The following is an 11,558-nucleotide window of genomic DNA, read 5'->3' on the forward strand; positions in this document are numbered from 1 at the left end:
ATGTTCCCTTCAGTCGGCGATGACGGCCAGGCCGTCGGTGATCGCCATTTCGCCGGCGCCTACACGCGCGGTCTCGAATGCGTACGTCGTGGCGCCGTCGCCGCGACCGCTGGTCCAGATCCGGGTCTCCAGGTCGTCGCCGGGCAGCACCATCTTGGAGAACCGCACTGCCAACCGCCGTAGCCGGCTGACATCTGAGCCGGCCACCTCGGTGAGCACCGCCCAGGACGTGAACGCCATAGTGCACAGGCCGTGCGCGATGATCCCCGGCAGTCCGGCGTCGCGGGCGACGTCCTCGTCCAGGTGGATCGGCATCGGATCACCCGCGGCCGGCCCGTAGCGGAACGTCTGGTCGTGGTCGACGTGCTGGACGACCTTGGCCACCGGCGCCTGCTCGCGCAGCGCGTCATCGAACTTGTGTCCGGGGCTGAGTTCGCCGATCCTTTTGCCCGCATTGTGTCCGCGGAAGAAACAGGTCACGTATTGCTCGTTGACCAGTTCGCCTTCCTCGGTGCGGCATTCGAGCAGAATCGCCGCGCGGGTGCCTTTCTCCAGTCCTTCGTAGCCGATCATCTTGCCGCGGGAGATCAGCTTGTCTCCCGGTCGGATGGGCCGGTGGAACCAGAAGTCCTGTTCGCCGTGCACCACCCGCGGGATCAGCTCTACCGGTGCCACCTCGACGGCTGGGACCAGCAGTGACTCGAACACCGGCACGATCGCGAACACCGGCGGTGCGAGGTCGCCGCCGCGGTGCGCGGCGATCGGGTCGTTGGTCGCCTCGGCGTACTCGACGATCCGCTCGCGGGTGACCTCGAATCGGTCCTCGTCGCTCCATTTGTCCAGCCCGGCATCGTCGAATGCCAGATCGTCGGCCACCTCAGGCCGCCGCCGACGCCAGCGCCTCGAGCTGGGCGAGGGTCTTGTCGAGTTGCTTGGCGCCGTCCTTCTCGACCGCCTTGCCCAGCGCACCCTTGATCAGCGCGCCCTCGAAGTCGCCGGCCACGCTGAATTGGGAGCCGTCACCATCGGGCGTGACCGTGAAGTCGAAGCGGCACTTCACGCCCGCCATGCCGGTGCCCGACAGTGTCAGGCTGGTGGGTGCGTCGACCTTCTCGACGGTCCATTCGATCTTGTTCGCCATCCCGAGCATGACGATCTTGGCGGTCAGTGCCGTTCCTTCGGTGAGAGCGGCCGGCGGCTCGGTGAGCCACTTCTCGTGAATGGTGAACCACTTGTCCCAGCTGGACAGGTCGCCGATGGTGTCCCACAGCGCGTTCGGGCTGACGGCGAGGCTTTTGGTGGCTTCGATGTGTCCCATGGTGCGTCCTCCTCGGGTGATGGCTCAGCGCTCGGCGCGCTGGTAGGCGGTGACCACGGCGGCGCCGCCGAGGCCGATGTTGTGTTGCAGGGCGGCGGTGACATCCGGCACCTGGCGCTTGTCGGCGTCACCGCGGAGCTGCCAGGTCAGTTCCGAGCACTGCGCCAAACCGGTGGCCCCCAGCGGGTGTCCCTTGGAGATCAGTCCGCCAGACGGATTGACCACCCAGCGCCCCCCGTAGGTGGTGTCGCCGTCGTCGATCAGCCGGGGCGCATCACCCTGCGCGCACAGCCCCAGCGCTTCGTAGAGCAACAGTTCGTTGGCCGAGAAGCAGTCGTGCAGCTCGATCACTTGAAAGTCTTCGGGACCCAGGCCGGACTGCTGGTAGACGCGCTGTGCGGCTTGCACATTCATGTCGTAGCCGATGAGATTCTTTGCGCTGCCGTCGAAGGTGGAGCCGAAGTCGGTGGTCATCGCCTGTCCGACGATTTCGACGGCGCGGCCGGCCAGGCCGTGCTTGTCGACGAATGCTTCGCTTGCCAGGATCGCCGCTCCGGAGCCGTCCGAGGTCGGCGAGCATTGCAGCTTGGTCAGGGGGTCGTAGATCATCCGCGAGCCCAGGATGTCTTCGAGGCTGTATTCGTCCTGGAACTGGGCGTAGGGGTTGTTGACCGAATGCTTGTGGTTCTTGTAGCCGATCTTGGCGAAATGCTCGGCGGTGGAACCGTGTTGTTTGATGTGCTCGCGGCCGGCGGCGCCGAACATCCACGGCGCCACGGGGAACAGCACTTCGGAGATCTCGGCCAGCGCGAGCACATGCTTTTCCATCGGCTGGGCGCGGTCGTCGTAGGTGGACCCCAGCGAGCCGGGCTGCATCTTCTCGAAGCCCAGTGCGATGGTGCAGTCGGCCAGCCCGCCCCGGATCGCCTGGGCGGCCAGATACAGCGCAGTCGACCCGGTCGAACAGTTGTTGTTGACATTGACTACGGGAATCCCGGTCAGTCCCAACTCGTACAGTGCCCGCTGCCCCGAGGTGGACTCGCCATAGACGTAACCGACGTAGCCCTGCTCCACCTCGCGGTAGTCGATCCCAGCGTCGGCCAAAGCCTTGGTGCCGGATTCCCGGGCCATGTCGGGGTAGTCCCACGCCGATCCGTCGTCGTTGGTTCGCCGGCCCGGCTTCTCGAACTTCGTCATGCCGACGCCGATTACGTACACCTTGTTCGCCATGGTTCCCTTTCGCGTCCGACCAATGGCCAGAAACATACAGTCCTGACTGCATCTTTACAAGGGTGTCCAGAGCGACGCGGTAGGGCGAGGGTGATGTGTTGTCGGCCTGCGAATCAGCCGGACGGCGGCAAAACGCCGGCGGCGACCTGACGCAGGTGCACGCAGGCGCGATCCCAGCGTCGCCGGGCGCGCAGCGGATCGTCGTCGACGAAGTTTGACACCAGGATGCCGCGCAGCGCGTCCATCGCGGTGTAGACCACGTTGCGAATCGCCTTCTGCGCCGGGTGCCCGGGCATCAGCTGGGCGATCGCGGCAACCAAGGTGGCGTTGACGACGCCTTCTACCCGTTCGATGTGCTGCGCGAGGACCCGGTCGGTGCGGGCGGCGACCCAAAGTTCCACCGTGGCAATGAACATCGGCCCTTGATGCGCTTCCCAAAGGAAGTCCAGGGCGGTTGCCACCGGATCCGGAATCGACCGGACCTGGCCGAGTTCACGAATCGCGGCCTGCGTGCGCTGCTGGGCGAGGTGCTCGACGGCGGCGACGACAAGGTCTTCCTTCGAGCGGAAATGATGGATCTGGGCGCCCCGGGTGACGCCGGCCAGCTCGGCGATGCGCGGCGTCGTGGTGCCGGAGTAGCCGTAGTTCACCAGGCATTCGATGGTGGCGTCGAGCAGCCGCGTCCGCATCGCGGCGCTGCGCTCGGCCTGGGTGCGCCGCACCGCCGGTGCCGTATTGCTCGCCGCCATCCCACCACCTCCGACTCACCGACTCCCACAAGGCCCGCGCGTCAGCATAACGTCCGGGTACACCTTTACCTACGTTCGTGTCGGCATGTAACTGCCTCGGGCGGTCTCCTCACCACACCATGTGCACCTGTTCGGCCCAGCCGAGGAGACCGGTCACGGCGACATCGGTCCCGTCGTCGGTGCGGATGCGCCCGTCGTAGTGCCCGAAACACTGATGGGTGCCGGGCAATGGCGACCGGTGGTGAAATGGGGTGAACGTCAGCTGCACCTGATCGGAGTCGGGCGTTCGGATTGTCCAGGGCCCGCTGTACTCGGGGTAGTGCCAGTCCAACTCGGCGCCGATCTTGCTCAGTCGGCCATCGACGCAGAGCGCGTTTTCGGTGCTCCCGGTGCCAACTGTCCACTTGCCGCCCAGCTGTAGGCCGACCGTGCGTCCGTCGGTGCTACCGGAGGCCGCACCCCAGTTCCATACGATGTTGGCCGGCCAGCGGCCCCGCCCGTGGTCGAGCACACCCCACCCGCCGGCGAAGTCATAGGTCTGGGCTCCTACCCGAACGATTCCCGAAGCGGGCCGCGCGGTGTGCTTGGCGGTGTACTGGAATCTGCTCTCGCTCCACGGCACCACCACTGCCAGCGTCTCGTGCTCGGGCGGCAGCGTGACAAACAGGTCGCCGGCCATCGGGCCGGCAGAGGTCTTGCAGGAGAACCGAATCCGCGTGCCGTCAGGCTCGGTGGTGAGATCGATCGCGATCAGGCCACGAGCGGTTGCCGGTCCATCGCCGAGGCTCGACGGTAGCGCTATCCCCCACCCACCCGGGTGCAGACAACTCCGGCTCACCTCACGCCCGGAATAGTCCAGGAACAAGACGTTGCTCACCCCGAGATAGTCGAGGTCGGCGACGGTGACCGCGATCAGATGGGTGGGCGTCGTGACACACCAGTACTCCCACCGCTTCGTGCGGCCCCAGCCACGCAGGTTGCAGCGGTGCTGCGGAGTTCGGGTCCAACCGATGGCAGCCGGGTTCAGCTGCCCGGTCGAGGTACACAGATCGACGGCCTGAGTGATCTCGCACTCGTTGGTGGCCACCGGCGGACTATAGCGTCGCCGGACGGATGACGACCACCGATTTGGTCCGCCGTCCCGAGTCCTCCAGCAGCGCGATCACCCGGCCGTCGGGAGCGGTGGCCGCATAGATGCCCGCTATGTCGGCGGGCGCCAGCGGCCGGCCGTGGCCGGCATCGACGGCTTCCTCGGCGGAGAGGTCGCGGCGCGGAAACGTCTGTAGGCAGGCATCATCGAGGCTGTAGCTCAGCGCGGGACGCTCCCCCAGTTCCTCGAGGGTGCGGGCCTGGTCCAGCCCGAAGCTGCCGGCCCGGGTTCGCCGCAATGCGGTCAGATGCCCGCCGACTTCCAGGGCGTTGCCCATGTCGCGGGCAAGCGCACGGATGTAGGTTCCCGCTGAACAGTCCACCTCGACGTCCAGATCCACGAACTGCTCTTCGCGCCGTAGCGCCAGCAACGCGAAGCGCGTGATGTGCACCGGCCGGGCGGCCAGCTCGACGGGGTTGCCTTCCCTGGCCAGCTGATAGGACCGCTTGCCGGCGACCTTGATGGCGCTGACCGTCGAGGGCACCTGCGCTATATCGCCACGCAACCCGGCGATCGCCGCACCGATCTGCTGTTCGGTGACGTGCGCCGCCGGTGTCGTCGCCAGGACCTCACCTTCGGCATCCTCGGTCGAGGTGGTCTGCCCCAGGCGGATGGTGGCGGCGTACGACTTCTGCGACGTGGTCAGCAAACCCAGGATCTTGGTGGCACGTTCGATGCCGATCACCAGCACCCCGGTTGCCATCGGATCGAGTGTTCCGGCGTGGCCCACCTTGCGGGTGCCGAAGAATCTGCGACACCGCGCAACGACGTCGTGGCTGGTGATTCCCGCGGGTTTGTCGACGATCACCAGGCCGGCCGGCACTGCACTCACAGCACGATCGCCGTCAGCACCAGACCACCGGCCACCGACCATCGGCCACCCAGCTCGGTCAGCGGCGGTCCGGACAACGCCACGGGGTCAACGAGGATGCGCGAGGAAAACGTGCCGTCGGGATCGAAGGTGATGTGCGCATCTTCGAAACCCAGCCACCGCCTGGTCAACGGGAACCATGCCTTATAGGTGGCCTCTTTGGCGCAGAACAGGATTCGGTCCCAGTGCTGGCCTTCCGGCAACTCCGCGAGTTGGTCGCGCTCGACGGGCAGACTGACGGCTTTGAGCACGCCGTCGGGCAGTACGTCGTGCGGTTCGGCGTCGATCCCCACCGATCGCACCGCCGCGCTGCGGCCCACCACTGCGCCGCGGAACCCCGCGCAGTGCGTCAAACTGCCGACCACGCCCTCAGGCCACGAAGGTTCGCCCTTCTCCCCCTTGAGGATCGCCACCGGCGGCTGACCGAGCTCCTCCAGAGCCAGCCGGGCGCAGTAGCGCGCGGTGACGAACTCGTTGCGGCGCTTAGCAACCGAACGTGCGACCAGCGGCTCCTCCTCGGGGAGCGGCGCCAGTCCAGGCGGATCGTCGTAACGTTCGGCCCAGGCCAGCGATCCCGTCGGAACCCCGTCGAGCACCCTGTCCAGCAACCCGCTCATCGTGCCTGCCGCCTGCGTAGCCGCTCGGTGAATTTCGCGCTGGCCTCCCGCATCTCATCGGTGATGACGAAGTGCCCGCCGAACTCGTTGAGGTAGCCGGGAGCGTACTGCGGTTCCGGCAGGATCTGTCGCAGCCATCGATGCGGCCGGCGGCGGCGCCACTCCCGCGGATAGCCCACCGAAACCTCCTCGAAGCGCACCCCGTCGTAGTACGTGGTGCGCGGGATGTGCAGATGGCCGTAGACCGAACACGTCGCGTTGTAGCGGGTGTGCCAGTCGGCGGTTTCGACGGTGCCGCACCAGAGCGAGAACTCCGGATAGAACAGCGCATCGCAGGGCTGGCGCACCATCGGGAAGTGGTTGACCAGCACAGTCGGCGTCATCCAGTCCAGGTCGTCCAGGCGCTTTCGGGTGACCGCGACCCGGTCACGACACCACGCATCCCGGGTGCCGTATGGCTCGGGCGACAGCAGGAACTCGTCGGTGGCCACCACGTTGTTCTCCCGCGCGATCGCCAGGCCCTCGGCTTTGGTGGACGCTCCGTCCGGCAGGAAGGTGTAGTCGTAGAGCAGGAACATCGGCACGATCGTGGCGGGGCCGCCCTGCTCGGTCCAGACCGGGAAGGGATGCTCGGGCGTGAGGACACCCATCTGGTCGCACATGTCGACGAGGTAGTCATAGCGCGACCGGCCGAACACCTGCATCGGGTCCTTCGTGGTGGTCCACAGCTCGTGGTTTCCCGGAACCCAGATCACCTTCGCGAAGCGTTTGCGCAGCAGGTCCAGCGCCCAACGGATCTCGTCGGTGCGCTCTGCGACGTCACCGGCAACGATCAGCCAGTCGTCACCGGTGGCTGGATGCAGATCCTCGGTGATCGGCTTGTTGCCGAGATGCCCGGTGTGCAGATCGGAGATGGCCCACAGGGTGGGGCCGTCAGCGGCCCTCGGCGTGTGGGTGGTCACGAGGGTTCAGAGTAGCGACGATCAGTGGTCGCGCAGAATTAGAACGTGTTCTTGCCTTCGGGGCAGTGGCCGACGCCACAACTTGTAGACTCCCGGCAATAAACCGGGTGGAAGCGAGGAGTGTCATGCTCACCAAACTGCGCCTGATCACCGCGTTGGGGGCGCTGGTGATGGCCGTCGTGATGGTCTGGCAACAGACACCCCCAGGCCGCGACATCGCCGACGGCTCCGCGGTACAACTGCGCTCCACCGCGCTACCGCTGGCACCGCCGACCACGTCAAGCAAAGCGGTCAACCTCACCAACCCGCGTCCGTTCGACGCCTGCGAGGACATCCCCTACGACGTTATTGCGCAATTGGGGCTGGCATTCACGCCGCCCAAGCCTGTCGAGGGTGTGCGCTGCGAGTTCGATGCCGGCAACTACCAGATGGCCGTCGAGACGTTCGTGTGGCGCAGCTACGACGAGTCCATTCCCGCCGATGCCATCGAGATGGACATCAACGGGCACCGTGCGGCGCAGTACTGGGTCATGAAACCGACCGAATGGAACAACCGGTGGTGGTTCTCCTGCATGGTGGCCTTCAAGACCAGCTACGGGGTGATCCAACAGTCGCTGTACTACTCACCGGTGTATTCCAACCCCGACGTGGACTGTCCCACCGAGAATCTGATGCGGGCTCACCAGCTGGCACCGCACTACAAGTACTGACCCTTGGCCGCCTCCACACCGCGACCGACTGGCCCGCGGCTCACCGACGTTCTGATCAATCGGGCGCTGCGCCGGCTGCCGCCGCCCACCACCGGCTACACCGTGCGCCGCGAGCACATCCCGATGCGCGACGGGGTGCAGCTGCGCGCCGACCACTATCAGCCGGCCGGTGATGTGGCCGGCACGCTGCTGGTGCGCTGCCCCTACGGCCGCGGTTTCCCGTTCTCTGTGGTGTTCGCCCGGCTGTATGCCGCCCGCGGCTACCGGGTGGTCCTGCAGAGTGTGCGCGGCACCTTCGGCTCGGGCGGGGTGTTCGAACCGATGGTCAATGAGGCCGCCGACGGTGCCGACACGGTGGCGTGGCTACGGGCCCAACCGTGGTTCACCGGTTCCTTCGGGACGATCGGATTGTCCTACCTGGGTTTTACCCAGTGGGCGTTGCTGGCCGACCCCCCGCCGGAGTTGAAGGCCGCGGTCATCACGGTCGGAATGCACGATCTGCACCAGTCGACGTGGGGCGTCGGGGCGTTCGCACTCAACGACTTCTTGGGCTGGAGCCACATGATGGCCCACCAGGAGGATCGGCCACGGATCCGGGTGGGCCTGCGGCAGCTGACCGCGCAACGCAAGGTCAAACGCGCCGCGGCCGGTTTGCCGCTCGGTGCGGCGGGCCGGGCCCTGCTGGGCAGCGGCTCCCCCTGGTATGAGTCGTGGGCTGAGCATCCCGATCCCGATGATCCGTTCTGGGACCCGTTGCGCTATCCGGCGGCCCTAGAGCGAGCGCAGGTTCCGGTGTTGCTGCTCAGCGGCTGGCAGGACCTGTTCCTAGATCAGACGCTGACGCAATTCCACACGCTGCGTGACCGAGGCACCGATGTGGCTCTGACTGTCGGCCCGTGGACGCACAGCGAGATGGTGACCAAGGGGCTGGGCACCGTCACCACGGAATCGCTCGACTGGCTGGGCACTCACCTGGCCGGCGAAGACAGACCGTCGCGCACCAGCCCGGTCCGGGTCTATGTCACCGGCGCTGGAGAATGGCGCGAGTTCCCGGATTGGCCTCCCGAGACGAGGAGTCGCAGCTGGTGGCTACAGCCCGGCGGACGGTTGGCGGATGGCCCGTCGACCGCAGCCGGAGCCGAGACGGCCAGCTTCACCTATGACCCTGCCGATCCCACGCCCACAGTCGGCGGGCGGTTGCTCGCACCCGGTGGTGGATATCAGCGCGACGACGCGTTGGCGCGGCGCAACGACGTGCTGACTTTCACCAGCGAGCCGTTGTCCGACGCCGTCGACGTCTTCGGCAGCCCGGTAGTGGAGCTGGCGCATTCCAGCGACAACCCGCACGTCGACGTGTTCGTCAGGATCAGCGAGATCGACGCACGCGGACGTTCACGCAATGTCAGCGACGGATATCGCCGGTTGAACCACAGCGCTGGGACGATCCGCATCGATCTCGATGAGATCGCCCACCGGTTTACCTCCGGAACACGCATCCGGCTGCTGATCGCCGGGGGCTGCCATCCCCGCTTCGCGCGGAACCTGGGCACCGAAGAGCCGGCGATCAGCGGCGCCGCGCTGCGACCGGCGACGCACACCGTGCAGTTCACCGACTCACGGCTACTGCTGCCCACGCACAGCTGAGACGGCCTTGACCAGCAGGTCTGACATCAACCGCTGCGGGTCCAACTGCTGATCCGCACTGCCCATCACAACAACCGAGGTGCTGTCGTCCAGCGCCGCGGTGAACAGGTAGTCCGGCCCCTCCGCTGAGTCCATGACCGTCAGCTTTACCCCCGTCGTCCTGACGCCCCCGACCGCGGGTGCCGCGATACGCTCCACCGTCCCGGTCGCCTCCGGCGAGCCGGACAGCGAGATCCGATCACATCCGGCCGGATCAGGTTCGGCCGCAACAGGATGGGGCGACCGCAGTGCAACCACATACATGCTTCCCTGATCGCCCTGCCCGATCACGCCGACCGCCTCCGTGCCGACCGTCGGATCCGCGTAAGGCGGGATCACCACGGAACGACACTGTGGTGGGTCGAACTGCGCGCCGGTGAACGCAGCGACCGCCGAGCCCCCGAGGTCAGCGGGGCCCAGGGTCTTTGCCGGGTGCGCTTGCGGCGAGAAGCCCTGCGGAAAGTCGTCGACGACGGCGCCGACTCTGGAGATGTCGTACGGTTCCGGGCTGGATTGCCCGGCGGGCGGTGGGACCGCCGCCGGACCCGCCGGCGAGACCTGTGCGCTGGTGTCGCACCCGGCGAGGGCGGTCGTGACGCCGAGCGCGGCCAGCAGAATCGGCGCGCGGCCAGCGGCATGCCAGTCACTCGACATCGCGGTCACCACCACCACCAGTGGTGCCACAGATGGTGGTGCCGCCACCAGTGGTGCCGGCCTCACAGCTGCGGCATGGGTGCCGAGCGCCAATCCGTGGCGAACACGACCTGCGCTGGATCGCGATCTGCGGCGATACCGGGCCCGAGGGCTAGTTGCCCACCAGCCAGGTGGACCGCTGCCGGCGGCTCAACTACCTCCCCCGCGGATGCCTGCGCCGGTTCCATCGGCCCGGCCAACGCCGCGCCGACGACAGCGCAGGCGCCGAGAGCTCCGGCCACAACGCGTCGGCACGCTCTCCGTGAAATCACCATGATTTCCTCCTCGTCGCCAATTGCGAATTCCTTCTATGTTCGGACAATAGCACCGAGAGAAGCGGGCTACAACGGTCTGATTGACAATTTTTTCCCGCTCACGAATTTAGCGTTGGATACGCCCTATAAATGCTACAGATAGCCGTTTATGCAGCTCATAGTCGGTCTACTGATCTACTGATCCACTGATTTACGTAGCTCCGCATTTAATGAACTGCTGACCAAGCAAAGCGATCCACTATTTCATTTCACTTAGGCGGATAATGGTCCGATGGATTGATTGAATTGCGGTCTACGCAGCCGACTCCATCGCGTCCACGGGTCGGGCGTGCGAGTATGCGGTCACCACACGACAGGGAGCAGAATGAAACAGCTCTACGAACGCCACAGCACGGCGACGACCACCGCCCACCTCGATCCGGATCTTCGAGCGGCGATCGAGGACCACGCTCGGGCGACCCAGATCGCGAACACCGGACCGCTGCCCTGCTGACTCCTCGCTACCTGGTGATCGGTGTGGCCGGCGACAAGCGTGGGCTCCACGTCCGCTCCGCGCGCCTCGAGACCATCACCGTCAGCCCCGGCATCGTTGCGACGGCCGACTCCGGTATCAGTCTGGTGGCACAGTGGTCAGGCGAGACCGCCAACCAGGCGACCACTGCGTTCTATCTCGGTCTGGGGAACGACCCAAGCGGCCACGACTTCTCCGACCGGCTCCGCAACGCCATCACCGAGGCCAAGGCACGCTGATCTTCAGAACCCCGAGCCCACGTCCCTGCCAGAGCGCTTTCATCCAACGCCACGGTTGACGAGCTACCCTGGCGGAAGTCCCCAGGGTGAGGTTCCACCGCAACCGAAGGTCCACACGATGAGCGCTGGCAGCAATCCACTCGACAACCGCGGCTACGGAGCCCCGGCCGCCGATTGGACACCGCCACGCGAGAGTGGGATGAAGCCGACTGAGCCGATTCCGCTGCGGCAAACCCGAACCCGCCGCACCGTCGATCTGTCTCCCGCCCAACACCGCGGCCTCGATCTATGGCAACGCGACGCCGCCGACCGGGTGGGATGCGCTCGCATCACCGGGCAGGAAGTCATGACGGCGCTGATCGACCAACTTCTGACCGACCCGGACCTGTCGGCTCAGATCATCCGGACCCTGCGATCCCGGCGATAGCGTCCCGGCCGGCGCCCCCGGTCCCGTCTTCGCCCGAACTGCGGCAACAGAATGTCGATGTCCACCTTGTTCAACAGCGGCGGCTGCTCTTTGGTCCACAGCTCGACGTCCGCACCCAGCGCG

General features: G+C 66.4%; 15 protein-coding genes. 5 read left to right on the top strand and 10 right to left on the bottom strand.

The features are described from left to right. Window positions 1–9 precede the first annotated feature (9 nt). The 8 genes from G6N09_RS01215 to G6N09_RS01250 all read right to left on the bottom strand — a co-directional run bounded on the left by G6N09_RS01215 (window position 10) and on the right by G6N09_RS01250 (window position 6,897). A complete protein-coding gene (locus G6N09_RS01215; protein WP_083027916.1) occupies window positions 10–876 on the bottom strand; it encodes a MaoC/PaaZ C-terminal domain-containing protein in 867 nt (288 codons plus the stop codon). A gap of 1 nt (window position 877) precedes the next feature. Continuing rightward, window positions 878–1,318 (bottom strand): type II toxin-antitoxin system Rv0910 family toxin, encoded by a 441-nt coding sequence (locus G6N09_RS01220; RefSeq protein WP_083027917.1) that lies wholly within the window; start codon window positions 1,316–1,318, stop codon window positions 878–880. 24 nt (window positions 1,319–1,342) lie between these two features. Next, complete coding sequence (locus G6N09_RS01225) at window positions 1,343–2,548, bottom strand: lipid-transfer protein (protein ID WP_083027918.1); 1,206 nt, start codon at window positions 2,546–2,548, stop codon at window positions 1,343–1,345. A gap of 113 nt (window positions 2,549–2,661) precedes the next feature. Next, window positions 2,662–3,297 (bottom strand): TetR/AcrR family transcriptional regulator, encoded by a 636-nt coding sequence (locus G6N09_RS01230; protein ID WP_083027919.1) that lies wholly within the window; start codon window positions 3,295–3,297, stop codon window positions 2,662–2,664. A 109-nt stretch (window positions 3,298–3,406) separates the two neighbouring features. Continuing rightward, window positions 3,407–4,384: a DUF2804 domain-containing protein gene (locus G6N09_RS01235; RefSeq protein ID WP_083027920.1), complete on the bottom strand. Its 978-nt coding sequence runs from the start codon at window positions 4,382–4,384 to the stop codon at window positions 3,407–3,409. 7 nt (window positions 4,385–4,391) lie between these two features. Continuing rightward, on the bottom strand, window positions 4,392–5,279 hold the full coding sequence (gene truB, locus G6N09_RS01240; RefSeq protein WP_083027921.1) for a tRNA pseudouridine(55) synthase TruB: 888 nt from the start codon (window positions 5,277–5,279) through the stop codon (window positions 4,392–4,394). Beyond that, window positions 5,276–5,935, bottom strand: a complete 660-nt coding sequence (pptT, locus tag G6N09_RS01245; protein ID WP_083027922.1) for a 4'-phosphopantetheinyl transferase PptT — start codon at window positions 5,933–5,935, stop codon at window positions 5,276–5,278. Before pptT ends, truB begins: the two co-directional genes overlap by 4 nt. After that, window positions 5,932–6,897 carry an ACP phosphodiesterase PptH gene (locus tag G6N09_RS01250; RefSeq protein ID WP_083027923.1) on the bottom strand — a complete coding sequence of 322 codons (966 nt, stop codon included), beginning with the start codon at window positions 6,895–6,897 and terminating at the stop codon, window positions 5,932–5,934. The genes pptT and G6N09_RS01250 overlap by 4 nt, the downstream gene beginning before the upstream one ends. A gap of 125 nt (window positions 6,898–7,022) precedes the next feature. On the opposite strand from G6N09_RS01250, the gene G6N09_RS01255 reads away from it, so the two are divergent. Together G6N09_RS01255 and G6N09_RS01260 are read left to right on the top strand one after the other, a co-directional pair. Beyond that, entirely contained in the window at window positions 7,023–7,607 is a 585-nt protein-coding gene (locus G6N09_RS01255; protein ID WP_083027924.1) for a DUF3558 domain-containing protein, read from the top strand. A gap of 3 nt (window positions 7,608–7,610) precedes the next feature. Beyond that, the gene (locus G6N09_RS01260) at window positions 7,611–9,251 is read left to right on the top strand and encodes a CocE/NonD family hydrolase (RefSeq protein ID WP_083027925.1); all 1,641 of its coding nucleotides are present in this window, start codon (window positions 7,611–7,613) and stop codon (window positions 9,249–9,251) included. On the opposite strand, the gene G6N09_RS01265 is transcribed toward G6N09_RS01260, so the two are convergent. Continuing rightward, window positions 9,228–10,010, bottom strand: a complete 783-nt coding sequence (locus G6N09_RS01265) for a DUF5642 family protein (protein ID WP_244959511.1) — start codon at window positions 10,008–10,010, stop codon at window positions 9,228–9,230. The genes G6N09_RS01260 and G6N09_RS01265 overlap by 24 nt on opposite strands. Next, complete coding sequence (locus tag G6N09_RS01270; protein WP_133053106.1) at window positions 10,007–10,258, bottom strand: hypothetical protein; 252 nt, start codon at window positions 10,256–10,258, stop codon at window positions 10,007–10,009. The genes G6N09_RS01265 and G6N09_RS01270 overlap by 4 nt, the downstream gene beginning before the upstream one ends. A gap of 364 nt (window positions 10,259–10,622) precedes the next feature. Here G6N09_RS01270 and G6N09_RS20190 point away from each other — a divergent pair, with 364 nt between their 5' ends. From G6N09_RS20190 to G6N09_RS01280, 3 genes are all read left to right on the top strand, one after another. Then, on the top strand, window positions 10,623–10,751 hold the full coding sequence (locus G6N09_RS20190; protein ID WP_264073103.1) for a hypothetical protein: 129 nt from the start codon (window positions 10,623–10,625) through the stop codon (window positions 10,749–10,751). 23 nt (window positions 10,752–10,774) lie between these two features. Further along, window positions 10,775–11,008, top strand: coding sequence for a hypothetical protein (locus G6N09_RS01275; protein WP_133053107.1), 234 nt, complete (start codon window positions 10,775–10,777; stop codon window positions 11,006–11,008). Between the two features lie 118 nt (window positions 11,009–11,126). Further along, window positions 11,127–11,435 carry a hypothetical protein gene (locus tag G6N09_RS01280; protein ID WP_083027929.1) on the top strand — a complete coding sequence of 103 codons (309 nt, stop codon included), beginning with the start codon at window positions 11,127–11,129 and terminating at the stop codon, window positions 11,433–11,435. Window positions 11,436–11,558 lie beyond the last annotated feature (123 nt).

Source organism: Mycolicibacter minnesotensis (assembly GCF_010731755.1).
Lineage (GTDB): Bacteria > Actinomycetota > Actinomycetes > Mycobacteriales > Mycobacteriaceae > Mycobacterium > Mycobacterium minnesotense.

Bases quoted from the DNA above. Each gene is read 5' to 3' on its own strand.
- G6N09_RS01220 (WP_083027917.1), bottom strand. From the start codon at position 1,318: ATGGGACACATCGAAGCCACCAAAAGCCTCGCCGTCAGCCCGAACGCG.
- G6N09_RS01225 (WP_083027918.1), bottom strand. From the start codon at position 2,548: ATGGCGAACAAGGTGTACGTAATCGGCGTCGGCATGACGAAGTTCGAG.
- G6N09_RS01230 (WP_083027919.1), bottom strand. From the start codon at position 3,297: ATGGCGGCGAGCAATACGGCACCGGCGGTGCGGCGCACCCAGGCCGAG.
- pptT (WP_083027922.1), bottom strand. From the start codon at position 5,935: ATGAGCGGGTTGCTGGACAGGGTGCTCGACGGGGTTCCGACGGGATCG.
- G6N09_RS01255 (WP_083027924.1), top strand. From the start codon at position 7,023: ATGCTCACCAAACTGCGCCTGATCACCGCGTTGGGGGCGCTGGTGATG.
- G6N09_RS01270 (WP_133053106.1), bottom strand. From the start codon at position 10,258: ATGGTGATTTCACGGAGAGCGTGCCGACGCGTTGTGGCCGGAGCTCTC.
- G6N09_RS20190 (WP_264073103.1), top strand. From the start codon at position 10,623: ATGAAACAGCTCTACGAACGCCACAGCACGGCGACGACCACCGCCCAC.
- G6N09_RS01280 (WP_083027929.1), top strand. From the start codon at position 11,127: ATGAGCGCTGGCAGCAATCCACTCGACAACCGCGGCTACGGAGCCCCG.